This window comes from Pseudorhodoferax sp., from assembly GCF_047601025.1.
Lineage (GTDB): Bacteria > Pseudomonadota > Gammaproteobacteria > Burkholderiales > Burkholderiaceae_C > Pseudorhodoferax.
This window is the reverse complement of record NZ_JASGJZ010000001.1, coordinates 2802601-2822807: the sequence shown is the minus strand read 5'-3', so window position 1 is coordinate 2822807 and position 20207 is coordinate 2802601. Positions and strand designations below refer to the sequence as shown.

Here is a 20207-nt window from a genome sequence, read left to right as displayed (position 1 = left end):
GGGCGTCCTCTTGCATCGCCTTCGACCTGCCCGGGGCCCCGCCCTTCGGGCCGGGGCACGCCAGGCCGCATGCGGGCATTGCAGTCCTGGCCCTGGCGTCCGCCAGGGCGGCGGCCTGCGCCTGCGGCCCGGCGTTCCCCGTCGTGGGCGCGATCGGTCCATTCACGGCTTCTGAACCACCGGAACGGTGGACCGGCACGCGGCACGGGAGCGCCCGCCCGTGCGCTACCCTGCGCCCCTCGGAAAGGACCCGCCCGCATGCCCGCTCGCCCGCTTCGCCGCCTGCTCGCCACGCTCGCCTGCTCTGCCCTGCCGCTGGCCGCGCAGGCGCTGCAGATCAGCACCGTCACGCCGCAGGGCGAGGTGGACGAGGCGCGCCAGGTGGTCGTGCGCTTCGACCAGGACGCGGTGCGCTTCGGCGACGCGCGCGCGCCGGCGCCGGTGGCGGTGCGCTGCGCCGACGAGGCCGCGGGCCGCGGCAGCGGCCGCTGGAACAACGCGCGCGAATGGGTCTGGCAGTTCGCCGACGCCCTGCCGCCGGGCCAGCGCTGCGAGGTCGCGGCCACCGGCAGCCCGGCGCTCGGCGGGCGCACCCGCTTCACGTTCCAGACCGCCGGGCCGTTCGTGCGCAGCACCTGGCCGTACGAGGGCACCACCGTCGACGAGGACCAGTTCTTCGTGCTGCGGCTGAACGGCCCGGCCAGCACCGACAGCGTGCGCGCCAGCGTCTGGTGCGCGGTCGAGGGCATCGGCGAGCGCGTGCCGGTGCGCCTGGTCGAAGGCGCCGAGCGCGCGGCGCTGCTGCAGGCGCGGCACCTGCAGGAGGCGGCCGAGCGCGCGCCGCTGGCGCTGCAGACCGTGGCCTGCAACCGGCGGCTGCCGGCGTCGGCCGGCCTGCAGCTGGTGGTCGGCGCCGGCCTGGCCACGCCCGGCGGCATCGCCGGCCGCACGGAGCGGCGCCTGCGCTTCACGGTGCGCGAGCCGTTCACTGCCAGCTTCGGCTGCGAGCGCGAGAACGCCCAGGCCGACTGCCTGCCGAACCGCCCGCTGGCGCTGCGCTTCAGCGCGCCGCTGCCGCGCGCGCAGGCCGAGGCCGTGCGGCTGCAGGGCGCGGGCCGCACGCTGGCGCCGCAGATCGACGGCGATGCGGGCGACGCGCTGGTGCAGGCGCTGCGCTTCGACCCGCCGTTCGCCGAGCGCGCGGCCTTCACGCTCGCGCTGCCGCCGGACGTGCGCGATGGCGCGGGCCGCGCGCTGGCCAACGCGGCCACCTTCCCGCTGGCGGTGCGCACCGGCGCCATGCCGCCGCTGGCCAAGTTCGCCTCGGCGCCGTTCGGCATCGTCGAACGGCGGGCCGAGCCGGGCGGGATGGGGCTGCTGCCGGTCACCGTGCGCCGCATCGAGGCCGGCGCCCACGACGCGCAGCTGGCCACGCTGCGGCCGCAGGGCGATGCCGAGGTCTTGGCCTGGCTGCGCAAGGTGCGGCGCTACGACCGTTCGGAGGTCCCGCGCCGCCAGGCCGCCGCCGAGCTGCGGCAGCCGCTGCCGCCGGTGGTCGATCCCGAGCAGAAGGACTGGGTGCAGCCGCGCATGCTGTCGCTGCTGGCCGGCCAGGACGGCGTGCACCGCCAGGCGCTGCCGCCGCAGGCCGAGGCGCAGGACCCGCGGCCGTTCGAGGTCATCGGCATCCCGCTGCCGGCGGGCTTCCACGTGCTGGAGATCAGCTCGCGCCGGCTCGGCGAGGCGCTGCTGGACGAGCGCTACGGGCCGCAGCGCGCGATGGTGGTGCGCGGCACCGCGCTGGTCACCGACCTGGCGGTGCACTTCAAGCTCGGCCGCACCAACGCGCTGGCCTGGGTCACGGCGCTGGACAGCGGCAAGCCGGTGGCCGGCGCGCGCGTGCGCGTGTACGACTGCCGGGGCCGCGAGGCCGCCGGCGGCAGCACCGACGCCCAGGGCGTGCTGCGCCTCGCCGGCCTGTCGCCCGAGCCGCCCGCCTGCCAGGACGACGAAGGCGCGCCGGCCTGGTTCGTCACGGCCCGCGCGCGCGGCGCCGACGGCGTGGAAGACCTGGCCTTCGCCTTCAGCGACTGGGACCGCGGCATCGAGCCCTGGCGCTTCAACCTGCCGACCAGCCAGGACCCGCAGCCCACGCTGCGCGCCCACACCATCCTGGACCGCACGCTGCTGCGCGCCGGCGAGACGGTGGGCATGAAGCACCTGCTGCGCAGCGAGACCGGCACCGGGCTGGCCGCGGCGGACTGGCAGCCCGCGCTGCTGCGGATCACGCACGTCGGCAGCGGCCAGTCCTTCGAGCAGCCGCTGCCGTGGCGCCGCACCGCCACCGGCGGCCAGAGCGCCGAGAGCACGTTCACGCTGCCGCCGGCGGCGCGGCTGGGCGAGTACCAGATCGAGCTCGCCGACGGCAGCGGCGAGAACCAGCGCAGCCTGCCCTCCGGCAGCTTCCGCGTGGAGGCGTTCCGGCTGCCGGTCATGGCCGGCCGCATCGCGCCGGCCGGCGGCGGCCCGCTGGTCGCGCCGGAGCAGCTGGCCGCCGACGTGGAGCTGCACTACCTCTCGGGTGGCGGCGCGGCGCGGCTGCCGGTGGAGGTGTCGGCGCTGCTGCGCGAGCGCTGGCTGCAGTTCGACGGCTTCGACGCCTTCGGCTTCGCGCCGCCGCGCGACCGCACGCGCGAGGCCGGCGGCGAGGACGAGGAAGACGACGAGGCCGCCGCCGGCCCGCGCGTGGTGGCCGACAAGCTGCCGCTGACGCTGGACGCGCAGGGCGCCGGCCACGTGGCGCTGCCGCCCTTGCCGGTGCTGCCCGGGGCGCCGCGTGCGCGCGAACTGCTGCTGGAGGCGCGCTACGCCGACCCCAACGGCGAGATCCAGACGCTGCGCAGCACCCAGACCGTCTGGCCCGCGGCCGTGATCGCCGGCATCCGGACCGAGGGCTGGGTCTCGGTGCGCGGCCGGGTGCCGCTGCAGGCGCTGGCGCTGGACCTGGCCGGCCGCCCCAAAGCCGGCGTGGCGCTGGAGGTGCGCGCCCAGGCGCACCTGGTCACGACCAGCCGCAAGCGCATGGTCGGCGGCTTCTACGCCTACGACAGCCGGACCGAGGTCCGCGACCTGGGCAGCGTCTGCAGCGGCCGCAGCGACGCGCGCGGCCTGCTGGTCTGCGAGGCGCGGCTGGACCAGAGCGGCGAGGTCGAGCTGGTCGCGACGGCCCGGGACGAGGCCGGCCGCAGCGTGCAGGCCGCGACCTCGGTCTGGGTCACGCGCCAGGGCGAGCTGTGGTTCGGCGGCGAGAACAACGACCGCATCGACCTGCTGCCCGAGCAGCGCGAGCTGCAGCCCGGCGAGACCGCGAAGCTGCAGCTGCGCATGCCGTTCCGCCAGGCCACGGCGCTGGTCACCGTCGAGCGCGAGGGCGTGCTGTGGCAGGACGTGGTGGCGCTGAGCGGGCAGGACCCGACGATCCAGCTGAAGGTGCAGGAGGACTGGGGCCCGAACGTCTACGTCAGCGCGCTGGTGCTGCGCGGCCGGCTGCGCGAGGTGCCCTGGTACTCGTTCTTCACCTGGGGCTACCGCGCGCCGCGGGCCTGGTGGGCGGCCTTCCGCCACGGCGAGCCGGTGGTCGCGCCGACCGCGCTGGTGGACCTGGCCAAGCCCGCGTTCCGCCTGGCCGTGGCCGAGCTGAAGATCGGCACGCGGGCGCACCGCATCGACGTGCGGGTCGAGCCCGAGCAGGCCAGCTACCCGGTGCGCGGCCAGGCCCGCGTGCGCCTGCACGCCCTGCTGCCGGACGGCCGGCCGGCCGCCAACGCCGAGGTCGCGCTGGCCGCCGTGGACGAGGCCCTGCTGGAGCTCGCGCCCAACGGCAGCTGGGACCTGCTGGACGCCATGCTGCAGCGCCGCCCCTGGGGCGTGCAGACCGCCACCGCGCAGATGGAGGTGATCGGCCGGCGCCACTACGGCCGCAAGGCGCTGCCGGCCGGCGGCGGCGGCGGGCGCAGCCCCACGCGCGAGCTGCTGGACACGCTGCTGCTGTGGAACCCGCGCGTCGCGCTGGACGCCCAGGGCCGGGCCGAGGTGACGGTACCGCTGAACGACGCGCTGAGCAGCTTCCGCATCGTCGCCGTGGCCGACAGCGGGCAGGCCGCGTTCGGCACCGGCCAGGCCACGGTGCGCACCACGCAGGACCTGCAGATCATCAGCGGCCTGCCGCCGCTGGTGCGCGAGGAAGACCGCTACCGCGCCCGCTTCACGCTGCGCAACACCACCGGCCAGCCGATGCAGGTGGAGCTCACGCCGCGCGCGACGCTGCTCGACCTGCCGCCGCAGACCCTCGACATCCCGGCGCACGAGGCGCGCGAGGCCGCCTGGGACGTGACGGCCCCGGCCCAGCCCGTGCAGGCGCGGGCCGAGGCCATCGTGTGGGAGATCGAGGCGCGCGACCGGCGGGGCGGCGCGCGCGACGCGCTGAAGCTGAGCCAGCGCATCGTGCCGGCCGTGCCGGCCACGGTGCAGCAGGCCACGCTGGTGCAGCTCGACGGCGCGTTCTCCCAGCCCGTGCAGGCGCCGGCCGGCGCGCTGGCCGCGGACGGCCGCCCGCGCGGCGGCCTGCAGCTGGCGCTGCAGCCGCGCCTGGCCGACGGCCTGCCGGGCGTGCGCGACTGGTTCCGCCGCTATCCCTACGACTGCCTGGAGCAGAACGCCAGCCGCGCGCTGGGCCTGCAGGACGCCGCGCTGTGGCAGGCGCTGGTGGCCCGGCTGCCGACCTACCTGGACGCCGACGGCCTGGCCGGCTACTTCCCGCCGCGCGAAGGCGAGGCCGCGCGCGGCAGCGACACGCTGACCGCCTACCTGCTGGCCGCCGCGGACGAGGCCGCGGCGCTGGACGGCGCCTTCGCGCTGCCCGCCCCGCTGCGCCGGCAGATGGAGGACGGCCTGCTGGCCTTCGTCGAAGGCCGCATCCGGCGCGACTTCTGGAGCCCGCGCGCCGACCTGGACGTGCGCAAGCTCGCCGCGCTGGAAGCGCTGTCGCGCAGCGGCCGCGCACCGGCCCGCCTGCTGGACGCCATCGCGCCCGCGCCGGAGCAATGGCCCACGCACGCGCTGCTGGACTGGCTGGCCATCCTGCAGCGCGTGGACGGCGTGCCGCGGCGCGCGCAGCGGCTGGAGCAGGCGCAGCAGCTGCTGCGCAGCCGCCTGGCCTACGCCGGCACGCGCATCGGCTTCTCGACCGAGCAGAGCGACGGCTGGTGGTGGCTGATGGCCGGCGGCGACGCCAACGCCGCGCGGCTGCTGCTGGCCGTGCTGGGCGAGCCCGGCTGGCAGGCCGACCTCGGCCGGCTGGCCGCCGGGCTGATCGGGCGCCAGCAGCGCGGCGCCTGGTCCACGACCACGGCCAACCTGTGGGGCAGCCTGGCGCTGTGGCGCTTCTCGGCGCTGCGGGAAGCGGAGCCGGTGACCGGCAGCACGCGCCTGCAGCTCGGCGCCGCCTCGGCCCGGGCGGACTGGCCGCCCGCCGGCGCGCCCGCCACGCTCACGCCCTCCGCGCTCACGCCCTCCGCGCTCTCGCCCTCCGCGCTCTCGCCCTCCGTGCTCACGCCCTCCGCGCTCTCGCCCGCCGCGCTGTTCCTGCCCTGGCCCGGCAGCGCGCCGGCCACGCTGCAGGCGGTGCACGAAGGCAGCGGCAAGCCCTGGCTGACGCTGCAGTCGCTGGCCGCGGTGCCGCTCGACGCGCCGTTCGACGCCGGCTACCGCATCGCGCGCACCGTCACGCCCGTCGAGCAGGCCCGGCCCGGCCGCTTCACGCGCGGCGACATCCTGCGCGTCACGCTGACCGTCACCGCCGCGCAGGACATGGCCTGGGTGGTGCTGAGCGACCCGGTGCCCGCGGGCGCCACCATCCTGGGCAGCGGCCTGGCGCGCGACGCGCAGATCGGCGTGCAGGACGAGCCGCGCGGCGGCAGCGCCTGGCCGGCGTTCGAGGAGCGCTCGTTCGAGGCCTTCCGCAGCTACTACGGCTTCCTGCCCCGCGGCCAGGCGACGGTCAGCTACACGCTGCGGCTCAACAACGCCGGCGACTTCGCGCTGCCGCCCACGCGCGTGGAGGCGATGTACGCGCCGGAGGTGTCCGGCGCGCTGCCGAACCCTCGGATGCACGTCGATGGATGACTATGAAAATACCGACATCCTTCCGCTCAGCGAAGCGCAGACGCGCCAGTACATCGATGCGGAGTCGGCCTGGCGGGCGTTGGCGCAGGCACGACAGGCCGCCTGCGAAGTCCGCGGCTCGATGATGTGGCGCACGCAGGCCGGCAGGCGCTATCTGGTACGCGTGTCCGCCAGCGGAGCACAGACCTCGCTGGGGCCTGCGTCCGAGGCCAATGCCGAGATCTTCGAGCGCTTCATGGCGCGCAAGCAAAGCGAGGAAGCCCGGCTCAGGCGCCTGCGCGAGACCGTGCAGCAGCCTGTGCGCATGAACCGCGCACGGCGCGTGGGCCGCGTGCCGGCCATCGTCGTGGACACGCTGAACGCACTGGCCAAGGCCGGCTTGCAGGAGCACTTCATGACCGTGGGCACGCACGCGCTCTATGCCTACGGGACAGCCTGCGGCGTACGCGCCGACGCCACCGCCACGCAGGACATCGACCTGCGGCTGGACGCGCGCAAGCACCTGCGGTTCGTGACGACCATGCAACGCCTGGACACCTCGCTGCTGGGCAGCGTCCAGAAGGTCGACCCCAGCTTCGTGCTGCGCGGCGACCAGCGGTACACCGCCGTCAACGCCGCGGGCTTCGAGATCGACGTGATCCGCCGCGCCGTGCAGGGCAGCGGCGCGGACGACCCGCATCCGCTGCGCGTGTCGGCGTTCGAGGACGATTTCCGGACCGTGCAGGTGTCCACGGGCCAGGCGCTGCCGGGCGGCGGGCGCTTCACGCAGATGGTGGTGGCGACGAACGGCCGGATGGCGACGATGCATGCGCCCGCGCCCGACAGCTTCGTGCGCATCAAGGCCGGACTGGGCCGTCGCGCCGACCGCGACCCGCTGAAGCGGCGCAAGGATGCGCTGCAGGCGCGCATGGTGCAACAGTTGCTGGAGGCGCACGGGCTCGGCTACCAGGCCGGGGGCACCGCGTGACGCGGCGCCGGTGCCAGGCCGCCGCCGCGGCATGCCTGTTCGCCGCGGCCGTCGCCGCCCACGCCCTGCCCTCCTACGACGAAGTCCGCGCCGCGCACCGCCCGTCCGAGACGCTGGTGCTGGCGCGCGACGGCCAGCTGCTGCAGCGCGTGCGCACCGACGCCGGCGTGCGGCGCGGCGAGTGGGTGGCGCTGGACCAGGTGTCGCCGGCCCTGCGCACGGCCCTGGTGCTCGGCGAGGACCGGCGGTTCTGGCAGCACGGCGGCGTGGACTGGCGCGCCGTGCCGGCGGCGGCCTGGGCCAACCTGTGGAACACGCGCACGCGCGGCGCCTCCACGCTGACCATGCAGCTGGCCGGCCTGCTCGACGCGGACTGGCGCGCCGGCCCGGGCGGGCGCAGCCTGCCCCAGAAGCTGGGCCAGGCCGTGGCCGCGCAGCGGCTGGAGCGCCACTGGCGCAAGGACCAGATCCTGGAGGCCTACCTGAACCTGGTGCCGCTGCGCGGCGAGATCGTCGGCATCGACGCGCTGGCGCGCAGCCTGTTCGGCAAGGCCCCGCACGCGCTGGACGCGCGCGAGGCCGCCATCGCCGCCGCGCTGGTGCGCGGGCCGAACGCGGCGCCGGCCGTGGTCGCGCAGCGCGCCTGCGCGGTGCTGCGGCTGGCCACCGACGCCGGCGCCGACTGCCCCGCCCTGGCGCTGGTCACCCAGGCGGCGCTGCAGCGCCGCGCCTGGCCGGCCAGCGAGGGCATCGCGCCGCACCTGGCGCGCCGGCTGCTGCGCGAGCAGGCGCCCGCAGGCGCCGCCAGCGTGCGCAGCAGCCTGGACGCCGGCCTGCAGCGCTTCGCCCTGCAGCAGTTGGGGCGCCAGCTGCGCGAGCTGCGCGGCCGCCAGGTGGAGGACGGCGCCGTCGTCGTGCTCGACAACGCCAGCGGCGAGGTGCGGGCCTGGGTCGGCTCCTCCGGCGCGCTGTCGCGCGCGGCCGAGGTCGACGGCGTGCTGGCGCCGCGCCAGCCCGGCTCCACGCTCAAGCCCTTCCTGTACGCGCAGGCCATCGCCGAGCGCCGGCTCACCGCCGCCTCGCTGCTGGAGGACGCGCCGACCGCCATCCCCACGCCCGCCGGGCTGTACATCCCGCAGAACTACGACCGCCGCTTCAAGGGCTGGGTGTCGGTGCGCACGGCGCTGGCGGCCTCGCTGAACGTGCCGGCCGTGCGCACGCTGGTGATGGTCTCGCCCGACGCCTTCGCCGCGCAGCTGGGCGCGCTCGGGCTGGCGCTGCCGCAGCCGGGCGCGTACTACGGCACCAGCCTGGCGCTGGGCAGCGCCGAGGTGACGCTGCTGGCGCTGGCCAACGCCTACCGCGCGCTGGCCGACGGCGGCCGCTGGAGCCCGGTGCGGCTGACGCCGCCGCCCGGGCCGCCGCAGCGGCGCCCGGCGCTGGATGCCGGCGCCGCTTTCATCGTCGGCGACATCCTGGCCGACCCGCTGGCGCGCGCGCCGACCTTCGGCACCGACAGCGTGCTGGCCACGCGCGGCTGGGCGGCCGTGAAGACCGGCACCAGCAAGGACATGCGCGACAACTGGGCGGTCGGCTGGTCCGACCGCTACACGGTCGGGGTCTGGGTCGGCAACGCCGGCGGCGGCCCCATGCACGCGGTCAGCGGCACCAGCGGCGCCGCGCCGGTCTGGGCCGCGCTGATGCAGTACCTGCACCGCGGCGCGGCCAGCCGCGCGCCGGCCGCGCCCGCGGGGCTGGAGCAGGCCGCCGTGCGTTTCGGCGACGGCCTGGAAGCCGCGCGGCGCGAATGGTTCCTGCCCGGCACCGCGCAGCCGGAGTTCGCCCTGTCCGGCGCCCCGGGCGACCGCCGCGCCGCGCCGCGCATCCTGGCCCCGGTGGACGGCAGCATCGTCGCGCTGGACCCGGACATCCCGCCCGGCCGCCAGCGCCTGCAGCTGCGCGCGCAGGGCGCACAGCTGCACTGGCGGCTGGACGACAGGCCCCTGGGCCGCGGCGCCGAGCTGGCCTGGCTGCCCTGGCCGGGCCGGCACCGCGTGCAGCTGACGGATGCGCGCGGGCAGGTGCTGGACGAGGTGCGCATCGAAGTGCGCGGCGCCGAGGCCGTGGCCGCGCGGCCGCGCTGACGGCAGGCCCGGCGCGGCGTCGCGCCATGCCGGAGAGACGCGACGGGTGATCCGGCACGCGCCGCCGTGCGCAGCCCGCCGCTGGCCTATGCTGGCGCCCATGCCGTCCACCACGCCCCCACCCACCGACTGCGATTTCCTCGTCGTCGGCGCCGGCATCGCCGGCGCCGCGGCCGCCTACTGGCTGGCGCCGCACGGCCGCGTCGTGCTGCTCGAACGCGAGGCCCAGCCCGGCATGCATTCCACCGGCCGCTCGGCGGCGCTGTACATGGAAAGCTACGGCCCGCCGCAGGTGCGCGCGCTGACCTGCGCCAGCCGGTCCTTCCTGCACCAGCCGCCGGCCGGCTTCGCCGAGCATCCGCTGCTGACACCGCGCGGCGCGCTGATGGTGGCCGCGCCGGGCGAGGAGGCCCTGCTGGACGCGCACTGGGAGATCGTGCACGCGCTGGACCCGCAGGCGCGCCGGCTCGATGCCGCCGCGGCCCGCGCGCTGGTGCCGGTGCTGCGGCCCGAGCGCCTGATCGGGGGCGTGCTGGAACCCGGCGCGGCCGACATGGACGTGCACGCCATCCACCACGGCTACCTGCGCGGCGCGCGCGCCCACGGCGCCCGGCTGGTCTGCGATGCCGAGGTCACCGCGCTGCAGCACGCCGGCGGCGCCTGGCTGGCCCAGGCCGGCGGCAGCGCCTGGCGCGCACCGGTGCTGCTGAACGCGGCCGGCGCCTGGGCGGACCAGCTGGGCGCGCTGGCCGGCGCCCGCCCGCTCGGCCTGCAGCCGTACCGGCGCTCGGCCATGCTGTTCGAACCGCCGGAGGGACTGGACTGCAGCCGCTGGCCGACGGTGCAGGCCGCCAGCGGCGAGTGGTACGTCAAGCCCGACGCCGGCTTGCTGCTGGGCTCGCCGGCCAACGCCGACCCGGTGCCGCCGCACGACGTGCAGCCCGAGGAGCTGGACATCGCGCTGGCCATCCACCGGATCGAGGAAGCCACCACGCTCACCATCCGCCGCCCGCGCCGCACCTGGGCCGGGCTGCGCTCCTTCGTGGCCGACGGCGGCCTCGTGGCCGGCTTCGACGCGGCACTGCCGGGCTTCTTCTGGGCCGCCGCCCAGGGCGGCTACGGCATCCAGACCTCGGCCGCGATGGGCCAGGCCTGCGCGGCGCTGGCACGCGGGCTGCCGCTGCCGCCGGCGCTGGCCGGCTTCGGCCTCACGCCGGCGATGCTGTCGCCCGCGCGGCTGCAGGGCTGAAACAGCGGTTCAGGGCAAGGCGCGGCACGCGGCCGCGCCCCTGGGGGCACCGTCAGGCGCCCAGCGTGGCCAGCGCGTCGTTGAAGGTCTTGCTGGGCCGCATCACGGCCGAGGCCTTGGCCTCGTCGAGCTTGTAGTAGCCGCCGATGTCCACCGGCTTGCCCTGCACCTCGATCAGCTCCTGGGCGATGACGGCCTCCTTCTCGGCGAGCGTCTTGGCCAGCGGCGCGAACCGGGCGGCCAGGTCCGCATCCTCGGTCTGAGCCGCCAGCTCCTGCGCCCAGTACAGGGCCAGGTAGAAGTGGCTGCCGCGGTTGTCGATCTGGCCGGTCTTGGGGTTCGGGCCCTTGTTGTTGTCCAGCAGCTTGCCGGTGGCCGCGTCCAGCGCCTTGGCCAGCAGCTTGGCCTTGCCGTTGTTGTTCTTGATGCCCAGCTCTTCCAGGCTCACGGCCAGGGCCAGGAACTCGCCCAGCGAGTCCCAGCGCAGGTGGTTCTCCTCCACCAGCTGCTGCACGTGCTTGGGCGCCGAGCCGCCGGCGCCGGTCTCGTACATGCCGCCACCGGCCATCAGCGGCACGATGGACAGCATCTTGGCGCTGGTGCCCAGCTCCATGATCGGGAACAGGTCGGTCAGGTAGTCGCGCAGGATGTTGCCGGTGGCGCTGATGGTGTCCAGCCCGCGCACCACGCGCTCCAGCGTGAAACGCATCGCGCGCACCTGGCTCATGATCTGGATGTCCAGCCCGGTCGTGTCGTGCTCGTGCAGGTACATCTTGACCTTGGTGATCAGCTGGTTCTCGTGCGGGCGGTACGGGTCGAGCCAGAACACCACCGGCATGCCCGAGTTGCGCGCGCGCGTGACCGCCAGCTTGACCCAGTCGCGGATCGCGGCGTCCTTGACCTGGCACATGCGCCAGATGTCGCCGGCTTCCACGTTCTGGCTCATCAGCACCTCGCCGGTGGCCAGGTCGGTGATGTTGGCCACGCCGTCCTCCGGGATCTCGAAGGTCTTGTCGTGGCTGCCGTATTCCTCGGCCTGCTGCGCCATCAGGCCGACGTTGGGCACGGTGCCCATGGTCCGGGGGTCGAACGCGCCGTGCCACTTGCAGAAGTTGATCATCTCCTGGTAGATGCGGGCGAAGGTCGACTCGGGCATCACGGCCTTGACGTCCTTCAGGCGGCCGTCGGCGCCGTACATCTTGCCGCCGTTGCGGATCATGGCCGGCATCGAGGCGTCCACGATCACGTCGTTGGGCGAGTGGAAGTTGGTGATGCCGCGGGCCGAATCGACCATCGCCAGCTCGGGCCGGTGCTCGTGGCAGGCGTGCAGGTCGCGCTTGATCTCGTCCTGCTTGCTCTGCGGCAGCTTGGCGATCTTGTTGTACAGGTCGACCATGCCGTTGTTGACGTTCACGCCCAGCTCATCGAACAACAGGGCGTGCTTCTCGAACGCTTCCTTGTAGAAGATGCGCACGCAGTGGCCGAACACGATGGGGTGCGAGACCTTCATCATCGTCGCCTTCACGTGCAGCGAGAACATCACGCCGGTCTTGCGCGCGTCCTCGATCTCCTTCTCGTAGAAGGCCAGCAGCGCCTTCTTGCTCATGAACATGGAGTCGATGACCTCGCGGTCCAGCAGCGACACCTTGGGCTTGAGCACGATGGTCCTGCCGCTCTTGGTGATCAGCTCCATCTTGACGTCGCGCGCGCGGTCCAGCGTCATCGACTTCTCGCCGTGGTAGAAGTCGCCGGCGTGCATGTGCGAGACGTGCGAGCGCGAGGCCTGGCTCCAGTCGGCCATGCTGTGCGGGTGCTTGCGGGCGTATTCCTTGACGGCCTTGGGCGCGCGGCGGTCGGAGTTGCCCTCGCGCAGCACCGGGTTCACCGCGCTGCCGGTGCACTTGTTGTAGCGCGCGCGGATCTCCTTCTCCTCGTCGGTCTTGGGGTTCTCCGGGTAGTCGGGGATCTTGTAGCCCTTGTCCTGCAGTTCCTTGATCGCCGCCTTGAGCTGCGCCACCGAGGCGCTGATGTTGGGCAGCTTGATGATGTTGGCCTCGGGCCGCAGCGTCAGCTTGCCGAGCTCGGCCAGGTTGTCGGGCACGCGCTGCTCGTCGGTCAGCGCTTCCGGGAACAGGCCGAGGACGCGGCCGGCGACCGAGATGTCGCTGGTTTCCACCGCGACGCCGGCCGAGCCGGCGAAGGCCCGCACGATCGGCAGGAAGGAGTGGGTCGCCAGCAGCGGCGCCTCGTCGGTGAGGGTGTAGATGATCTTGGGCGTGTTCTCTGCCATGACGGGCTTCCTAGACGTTGGGGAGAGCGTTGAACAAAGGGATCGTGCACGAAGCGTACCAAGGCCTTCGGTCGAGGGCGACGATGATAGCGACTGCCCCGGCGTATCCTCGCGGCGGTGAGCCCCACGCCCCCCGTCCGCCGCATCGCCCACCTCGACATGGATGCGTTCTACGCCTCGGTCGAACTGCTGCGCTACCCGCAGCTGGCGGGGCAGCCGGTGGTCATCGGCGGCGGCCGGCGCAGCGCCGACGGGCCGCTGGCCCAGGGCGGGCGGCTGCCGCTGGAGCAGTTCCCGCGGCTGGCCGACTACGTGGGCCGCGGCGTGATCACCACCGCCACCTATCCGGCGCGCGCCTTCGGCGTGGGCTCGGCCATGGGGCTGATGAAGGCCGCCAGGCTGTGCCCGCAGGCCATCCTGCTGCCGGCCGACTTCGACGAATACCGGCGCTTCTCGCGCCTGTTCAAGAGCACCATCGTGGAGATCGCGCCGCAGATGGAGGACCGCGGCGTGGACGAGGTCTACATCGACTTCACCGCCGTGCCGGGCGGCCAGCGCGAGGGCGGGCGCGTGCTGGCGCGGCTGATCCAGCAGGCCATCCTCGAGCGCACCGGCCTGACCTGCTCGATCGGCGTGGCGCCGAACAAGCTGCTGGCCAAGATGGCCAGCGAGTTCGACAAGCCGAACGGCATCTCCATCCTGCACGAGACCGACCTCGAGGCCCGCATCTGGCCGCTGCCGGCGCGCAAGATCAACGGCATCGGCCCCAAGGCCGACGCCAAGCTGGCGGCACTGGGCATCCGCACCATCGGCGACCTCGCCGCGCGCGACCGGGCCTGGCTCGTCGAGCGCTTCGGCAAGGCCTACGGCGCCTGGATGCACGAGGCCGCCTGGGGCCGCGACGAGCGGCCGGTGGTGACCGAGAGCGAGCCGGTCTCGGTCAGCCGCGAGACCACCTTCGACCGCGACCTGCACGCGGTGCACGACCGCGCCGAGCTGTCGGCGATCTTCACGCGGCTGTGCGAGAAGGTCGCCGAGGACCTGCGGCGCAAGGGCTACGCGGGCCGCACCATCGGCATCAAGCTGCGCTACGACGACTTCCGGACCGCCACGCGCGACCAGACCATCGCCGCGCACACGGCCGACGCCCGCGCGATCCGCCAGGCCGCCGGGCAATGCCTCAAGCGCGTGCCGCTGGAGCGCCGGCTGCGGCTGCTGGGGGTGCGGGTCGGCGCGCTGCGCCGGCTCGACGGCGACGGCGCGGCGGCGGCCCCTGCCGCCCCGGACCCGAACGGCCGCCTGTTCTGAGCCAATGCAAAGAATTGCGAAGCGCGGGCCGCCGGCCGCGCGCCGCCCCGGGCCGCCTATAGAATCGCGCGCCAATCAGAATCATTCTCATCTTCACCGACGGGCCGCGAGGCCCGTCCGGCGCACACGCCTTTTCTTTCATCCAAGCAACAAGGGAGATTGCATGAGCATCCGAGCTTCTGCCGAACGCAGCGCCCGCTGGGCCCGCCCGGCGCAGACGATCCTGGCCGTGTCGATGGCGCTGGGCCTGGCGGCCTGCGCTTCCGGCCCGCAGTTCAGCGCGCAGGATTCCGGCTTCAAGGGCCGCGTCAGCGTGGCAGACACGCCCGTGGTGCTGGCCGGCCAGCCGGTCACGCTGGCCGGCAGCAACTTCACGCCGGGCCAGAAGGTCACGCTGAGCTACGGCGGCGTGGCGCTGGGCTCCAGCGCCACGGTGGACAAGGACGGCGGCTTCCGCACCCGGTTCGTGCTGCCGGCCGACGCCCAGGTGGGCCGCTATTCGCTGGTGGCCAGCGCCGCCGACCCGGCCGCCTCGCTGCTGGTGCCGCTGAAGATCTCGCCGAACGTGCCGCTGTCGGGCCAGGACCGCTTCGCCGTGAAGTCCGAGCCGCTGGTGCCGGGCCTGTACCAGGCCGGCTATTCGGCCAGGACCGACCGCGTGTTCGTGACGGCCGCCGTCGGCCGCCCGCCGGTCACCCGCAGCGAGATCGTGAAGATCAACGCGCAGACGCTGGCGATCGAACAGCGCGTCTCGCCGCTGCCGGCGCCGAACCCGCCGGCCCGCGCCGGCGGCCCCGGCGGCAACGCCCCGGCCGGCGACAAGCCGCAGCTGCCCGGCCTGTACGCGGTCTACGGCGTGGGCGTGGACGATGCCAACGGCAACGTCTGGGTCACCAACACGCGCCAGAACACCGTGGCCGTCTACCGCCAGTCCGACCTGGCGCTGGTCAAGCAGTTCGAGCCCGGCGCGCTGCCGCACGGCCGCGACGTGCTGGTCGACGGCACCCAGGGCAAGGCCTACGCCTCGCCGGTCGGCGAGGCGTACGTCGCCGTGTTCAACGCCAAGGCGCCGGCCTTCCTGAAGAACATCCCGATCCAGACCAGCCTCCGCGGCCCCGGCGCGAAGCCCTTCGCGCCGATGAGCCTGGCGCTGGACGAGGCCGGCAGCCGGCTGTTCGTCGTCAGCTCCGGCGGCGAGGTCGCGGTCATCGACACCAGGACCGACACGGTGGAGAAGGTGTTCGCGGTCGAGGGCGCGGTGTCGGCCTCCGGCGTGGCCTACGACGCCCGCACCGGCCGCGTGTTCGTCTCGGCCCAGGGCTCGGACAACGTCGTCATCGCCGATGTCAAGACCGGCAAGACCCTGCACGACGTGAAGGTCGGCGCCGGCTCGCTGAACGTGGCGTTCGACCCGGCCCGGCGCCTGGCCTACGTCGCCAACCGCGCCAGCGACACCGTGACCGTGGTCGATCCGGACGGCCGGATCGTCGGCAACCTGGACCTGGGCAGCTTCCCCAACCACGTGGCCGTGGACGGCAAGGGCAACGCCTTCGTCGTGAACAAGGCCCGCGGCACGGGCGACGCGGAAGGCGACCGCATCAGCCGCGTGACGCCGCGCTGAACGCCGGCTGACGCCTCTGCGCGCGCCCCGGGGCTCCGGTCCCGGGGCGCGCGCGTTTTGGCCACCCGTTCCCGCCTTCCGACGCGCCTTCGGCATGGCACCGCCCCGCCCGCCGCTCGCCTGCTGGCCGCCGGTCTACCTGCTGGCGCTGCGCGGCGACCCGAGCGCGGTGGTGCACCTGGGCATGCTGGCGCACGAAGGAGAACACACGCCCGCGCAGGAGGCAGGCGCCCGCGCCGCGGCCGCGCAGTTGTACCGGGAGCTGTCCCGGGAACGCGCCGGCCTGGGCCTGCCGCCGTACGACGACCGCCTGCCGCCGGACATCCGGCAGGCGCACGAGGACTTCCAGCGCGTCGTCGGCAGCCTGCTGCGCGAGGCGCTGGATGCCGGCCGCCGGCCTACGCCGCGCACAGGCGCAGCACCCGCTGCGCCGCGACCATGACGACCGAGGCGTGGTCCTCGTCCGGGAAGATGGTGAAGCCCAGGCGGTCCGCGCCGATCCAGCCGCCGATGTCCGCCGCCAGCGCCTGCGCGGCCTCGACCATGCGGCGCTGCGCGCGCCGCGCCACCAGCTGCCCGGCGCCGGGATGCGCGCGCTGCCAGGGCGGCACCTCGCCCTCCCATTGGCCCACGGCCATGAACACCCGGGCCTGGCGCGTGCCCGGCAGCGCGGCCGCCAGCCGCGCGCGCAGGCCGGCCTCGTCCCACCATACCGAGGGGCTGATCGCGGCCCAGGTGCGGAACGCACCGGGCCGCGCGGCCAGCGCCTGCAGCACGAAATGGCCGGCCAGGGAATGGCCGAACAGCGTCTGGCGCGCGGCGTCCAGCGGCAGTTCGCGGCGCAGCGCCGGCGCCAGCTCGTCGGCCAGGAAGGCCAGGAAGGCCGGCGCGCCGCCGCAGATGCCGTCGGCCGGCGGCGGCTCCAGCGCCGGCGGGCCGCAGGTGTAGTCGCGCCGGCGCAGCGCGTCGGCGAACAGCGCCTCGCCGTCGTGCGCGATGCCGATGACGGCGGTCGCGGCGACGCCGGTCGCGTCCGGCCGGCGGCTGCAGCGGCGCACGGCCTCGACGAAGGTGCCGAACAGCGCGTTGGCGTCCAGCACGTAGACCGAGGGAAAGCCGCCGGGCGGCGGCGGGCCGGGCGGCAGCCAGACGCTGACGCGGTAGTCCGCCCCGACGGCCCGGGCACGCACGCGCCGCGCCTGCGTGCCGGGCAGCTCGACGGGCGGCCAGCCGGCGCCCGCCGGGGCGGCACCGTCGCCCGCACGGGCAGCGGCGCGGGCACCTGGGGGCGGCCCGGCGGTGCTCACAGCACCTCGTCCACCATGATCTGCAAGCTGCCGCGCGAGCAGTGCTCCACGCGCGCCCGCACGCCGTAGACGCGCGCCAGCGTGTCGGGCGTGATCGCCTCGGCCGGCGTGCCGGTGGCCACCACCGCGCCCTTGGACAGCATCACGATGCCGTCGGACCAGCGCGCGGCGATCTGCAGGTCGTGCAGCACCATCAGCGCGATCATGCCGCGCTCGCGCGCCAGCTCCTGCACCAGCCGCATCACGCGCAACTGGTGCTGCAGGTCCAGCGCGCTGATCGGCTCGTCCAGCAGCAGCACGCGCGGCCCGCGCACCAGCGACTGGGCCAGCGACACCAGCTGGCGCTGGCCGCCGGACAGGTGGTCCAGCCCTTCCATCGCCAGGTGCAGGATGCCCACGCGCTCCAGGATGGCGACGGCGCGGCGCTGGTCGGCCTCGTGGCCGGCGCGGCCGGGCTCGCCCGGCTGGTCGGTGGCCGAGGCCTGCAGCGCGCCGAGCACGCTCTCCAGCACCGACAGCGCCACGCCCTGCGGCAGCGTCTGCGGCATGTAGGTCACGCGCCGCGCGTGGTCGGCCAGCGGCAGGCCGACCAGTTCCTGCCCGTCCAGGCGCACCGAGCCGGCGGCCGGCAGCAGGCCCGCCAGCGCGCGCAGCAGCGTGCTCTTGCCGGCCGCGTTCGGGCCGAGCAGCGAATGCACCTCGCCCGGCCGGAACAGCGGCAGGTCCAGGCGCTGGATCACCCGGCGGTCGCGGTAGCCGGTGGACAGCCCGCGGACCTGCAGCGCCCCGGCCGTCACGCCCGCCCCCCGGGCTTGCGGAAGATCAGGAACAGGAACACCGGCACGCCGACGATGGCGGTCACGATGCCCACCGGCATCAGCGCGCCCGGCACCAGCGTCTTGCTGGCCACCGAGGCCAGCGACATGACCAGCGCGCCGCACAGCAGGCTGGCCGGCAGCAGGAAGCGGTGGTCCTCGCCCAGCAGCAGCCGCGCCATGTGCGGGCCCACCAGGCCGATGAAGCCGATGGTGCCGGCGAAGGCGACCGAGGTCGCCGCCAGCAGGCTCACGCGCAGCAGCGTCAGGAAGCGCAGCCGGCCCACGTCCACGCCGAAGCTGCGCGCGCGGTCCTCGCCCAGGCGCAGCGAGGTCAGCCGGCCGGCCGCCAGCAGCGAGAACGGCGTCACCGCGGCCAGCACCAGGGCCAGCACGCCGACGTGGTTCCAGGTCGCGCGCGAGAGCGAGCCCATGCTCCAGAACACCAGCTGCTGCAGCGCCTCCTGCGAGGACAGGAACTGCACCAGCGCGACCAGCGCGTTGAACGCGAACACCAGCGCGATGCCCAGCAGCACGACCGTCTCCACGCCGGCGCTGCGCCGGCGCGCCATCATCTGCAGCAGCAGCACCGAGCCGAACGCGAACGCGAAGGCGTTGATCGGCACCATCCACTCGGCCGGCACCAGCGGCAGGCTCACGCCCAGCACGATGGCCAGCGCGGCGCCGAACGAGGCCGCCGAGGACACGCCCAGCGTGAACGGGCTGGCCAGCGGGTTGTTCAGGATGGTCTGCATCTCCGCGCCGGCCAGCGACAGCGCCGCGCCCACCAGCACCGCCATCAGCGCATAGGGCAGCCGCACCTGCCAGACGATGGCCTGCTGCGGCGGCGTCAGGCTCTCGGGCGAGACGATGCCGCCGAGCACCTGCGCGGCCGTCAGCGCCGAGGGGCCGGTCACCAGGTCCAGCAGGAAGGCGGCCACGCACAGCACGGCCAGCCCGGCGAGGATCAGCAGCCGGCGCACCACCAGCCGGCGGTAGGCCGCCAGCACCTCGTCGGCGCCCAGGCGCAGCTCGGCGGCGCCCGTCATTTCAAGCCGATCCAGCCGGTGCCCTGGTAGGGCACGGCCAGGAACTGGCGGTTGATCTCGTCCAGGGTCCGGGCCGGGTCCACGTCGCGGAACAGCGCGGGGTGGATCCAGGTAGCGAAGGCCTCGATCGCGACGATGTCGATCGGCGAATTGATCAGTTGGTGCGCCAGGCCGTAGGCGCGGCCGGCCTTGACGGCCGACAGCTGCGCGATGCCCTGGCGCTGCGCGATGGCCGCCAGCGAGGCGCGGGCGCGCGCGGCGTCGTAGCCGGCGCCCAGCACCAGGCCGCCGGCCTTCTCCAGGTGCGCGCCGCCGGTGGCGATGTAGACGCTGGGGTCGCGCGACATCACGTATTCCAGGTTCAGCTTGCCGGTGGAGGACTTCAGCACGTCGGCGCCGATGTTGTGGCCGCCCACGAAGTCGATGTAGTCGCCCATGTTGCCCTTGCCGGGCGAGTTGCAGCAGTCCTTGCTGATGCCGGCATGGGCCTCCAGGAACACCGTAGGCCGGTCCGTGGCGGCCAGGGCGGCCACGCGCTGGGCGATGCGGTCCATGTGCTGGCGGCGGAACGCGATGTAGGCCTCGGCCCGCGCCTGGCCGCCGGTCAGGCTGCCCAGGATGCGCAGGCTGGGCTCCTGGTTCCTGAACGGGTTCTGGAAGAAGTCGATGAACACCACCGGGATGCCGGCCGCCTGCAGCTGGGCGATCTGGGCGTCGCTCGGGCCGCTGTCCAGCGAGACCACGGCCACGTCCGGCGCGGCGGACAGCACGGCCTCCAGGTTGAAGCTGCCGGCCGAGCTGGCGACCTGCGGCAGCTTGCCCAGCGCCGGGAAGCGGGCCAGGTACTGCGCATAGGTCGCCTCGCCGATGCGGTGGATGTCGCGCGGCCAGGCCGCCAGCGGGCGGACCGGGTCGGGCTGGATCAGCGCCAGCGCGACCAGGAAGCGGCCGTCGTCGATCGTGATCTTGCGCACCTGGTCGGGCACGGTCACCGTGCGGCCGCGCAGGTCGACGATGCGGGCGGCCGCGGCGGGCTGCGCGAACAGCAGCGCCAGCAGCGACAGCACCAGGCCCGCGCACAGCGACCGGGCAAGGCGGTGAAGGCTTGTCTTCAAGAACGATTCCCAATTGCAGGACAGCCCCGGATGTTGCCACAGGGCCCCTCGGGGCCGGGGCCGCCCGGCCCTGCGCCCGTGCAAAGTATTGCGAAGGCCCGGGGCCGCCACTGCGCGCGCGGCGTGTGCGCCGATGCCACGCTGGCCGGCAGGCGCTGC

At 74.6% G+C, this 20207-nt stretch carries 12 protein-coding genes; 7 read left to right on the top strand and 5 right to left on the bottom strand.

Annotated features, from left to right (window positions below):
- Window positions 1-258: 258 nt before the first annotated feature.
- From QM782_RS13320 to QM782_RS13305, 4 genes are all read left to right on the top strand, one after another.
- Complete coding sequence (locus QM782_RS13320) at window positions 259-6183, top strand: alpha-2-macroglobulin family protein (RefSeq protein ID WP_415203387.1); 5925 nt, start codon at window positions 259-261, stop codon at window positions 6181-6183.
- On the top strand, window positions 6176-7150 hold the full coding sequence (locus tag QM782_RS13315; protein WP_415203386.1) for a GSU2403 family nucleotidyltransferase fold protein: 975 nt from the start codon (window positions 6176-6178) through the stop codon (window positions 7148-7150). The genes QM782_RS13320 and QM782_RS13315 overlap by 8 nt, the downstream gene beginning before the upstream one ends.
- Window positions 7147-9294 (top strand): penicillin-binding protein 1C, encoded by a 2148-nt coding sequence (gene pbpC / locus QM782_RS13310; protein ID WP_415203385.1) that lies wholly within the window; start codon window positions 7147-7149, stop codon window positions 9292-9294. Before QM782_RS13315 ends, pbpC begins: the two co-directional genes overlap by 4 nt.
- A gap of 100 nt (window positions 9295-9394) precedes the next feature.
- Window positions 9395-10543 carry an NAD(P)/FAD-dependent oxidoreductase gene (locus QM782_RS13305; protein ID WP_415203384.1) on the top strand — a complete coding sequence of 383 codons (1149 nt, stop codon included), beginning with the start codon at window positions 9395-9397 and terminating at the stop codon, window positions 10541-10543.
- A gap of 52 nt (window positions 10544-10595) precedes the next feature.
- Here the strand turns inward: QM782_RS13305 and QM782_RS13300 are convergent, their stop codons facing one another.
- Window positions 10596-12833 carry an NADP-dependent isocitrate dehydrogenase gene (locus QM782_RS13300; RefSeq protein WP_415203383.1) on the bottom strand — a complete coding sequence of 746 codons (2238 nt, stop codon included), beginning with the start codon at window positions 12831-12833 and terminating at the stop codon, window positions 10596-10598.
- 159 nt (window positions 12834-12992) lie between these two features.
- On the opposite strand from QM782_RS13300, the gene dinB reads away from it, so the two are divergent.
- The 3 genes from dinB (at window position 12993) to QM782_RS13285 (ending at window position 16204) form a co-directional block, all read left to right on the top strand.
- A complete protein-coding gene (dinB, locus tag QM782_RS13295; protein ID WP_415205646.1) occupies window positions 12993-14141 on the top strand; it encodes a DNA polymerase IV in 1149 nt (382 codons plus the stop codon).
- 163 nt (window positions 14142-14304) lie between these two features.
- Complete coding sequence (locus QM782_RS13290; RefSeq protein WP_415203382.1) at window positions 14305-15762, top strand: YncE family protein; 1458 nt, start codon at window positions 14305-14307, stop codon at window positions 15760-15762.
- Between the two features lie 94 nt (window positions 15763-15856).
- Window positions 15857-16204 carry a hypothetical protein gene (locus QM782_RS13285; protein WP_415203381.1) on the top strand — a complete coding sequence of 116 codons (348 nt, stop codon included), beginning with the start codon at window positions 15857-15859 and terminating at the stop codon, window positions 16202-16204.
- Here QM782_RS13285 and QM782_RS13280 read toward each other — a convergent pair.
- The 4 genes from QM782_RS13280 to QM782_RS13265 are packed head-to-tail and all read right to left on the bottom strand — an operon-like array spanning window position 16161 to window position 20048.
- Complete coding sequence (locus QM782_RS13280; RefSeq protein ID WP_415203380.1) at window positions 16161-17069, bottom strand: alpha/beta hydrolase; 909 nt, start codon at window positions 17067-17069, stop codon at window positions 16161-16163. The two genes, QM782_RS13285 and QM782_RS13280, sit on opposite strands and share 44 nt — an antisense overlap.
- The gene (locus tag QM782_RS13275; protein WP_415203379.1) at window positions 17066-17866 is read right to left on the bottom strand and encodes an ABC transporter ATP-binding protein; all 801 of its coding nucleotides are present in this window, start codon (window positions 17864-17866) and stop codon (window positions 17066-17068) included. Before QM782_RS13275 ends, QM782_RS13280 begins: the two co-directional genes overlap by 4 nt.
- Entirely contained in the window at window positions 17863-18933 is a 1071-nt protein-coding gene (locus tag QM782_RS13270; protein ID WP_415203378.1) for a FecCD family ABC transporter permease, read from the bottom strand. The genes QM782_RS13275 and QM782_RS13270 overlap by 4 nt, the downstream gene beginning before the upstream one ends.
- Complete coding sequence (locus tag QM782_RS13265; protein ID WP_415203377.1) at window positions 18930-20048, bottom strand: ABC transporter substrate-binding protein; 1119 nt, start codon at window positions 20046-20048, stop codon at window positions 18930-18932. The genes QM782_RS13270 and QM782_RS13265 overlap by 4 nt, the downstream gene beginning before the upstream one ends.
- Window positions 20049-20207 lie beyond the last annotated feature (159 nt).

Bases quoted from the DNA above. Each gene is read 5' to 3' on its own strand.
- QM782_RS13320 (WP_415203387.1), top strand. From the start codon at position 259: ATGCCCGCTCGCCCGCTTCGCCGCCTGCTCGCCACGCTCGCCTGCTCT.
- QM782_RS13315 (WP_415203386.1), top strand. From the start codon at position 6,176: ATGGATGACTATGAAAATACCGACATCCTTCCGCTCAGCGAAGCGCAG.
- QM782_RS13305 (WP_415203384.1), top strand. From the start codon at position 9,395: ATGCCGTCCACCACGCCCCCACCCACCGACTGCGATTTCCTCGTCGTC.
- QM782_RS13300 (WP_415203383.1), bottom strand. From the start codon at position 12,833: ATGGCAGAGAACACGCCCAAGATCATCTACACCCTCACCGACGAGGCG.
- dinB (WP_415205646.1), top strand. From the start codon at position 12,993: ATGGATGCGTTCTACGCCTCGGTCGAACTGCTGCGCTACCCGCAGCTG.
- QM782_RS13290 (WP_415203382.1), top strand. From the start codon at position 14,305: ATGAGCATCCGAGCTTCTGCCGAACGCAGCGCCCGCTGGGCCCGCCCG.
- QM782_RS13285 (WP_415203381.1), top strand. From the start codon at position 15,857: ATGGCACCGCCCCGCCCGCCGCTCGCCTGCTGGCCGCCGGTCTACCTG.
- QM782_RS13270 (WP_415203378.1), bottom strand. From the start codon at position 18,933: ATGACGGGCGCCGCCGAGCTGCGCCTGGGCGCCGACGAGGTGCTGGCG.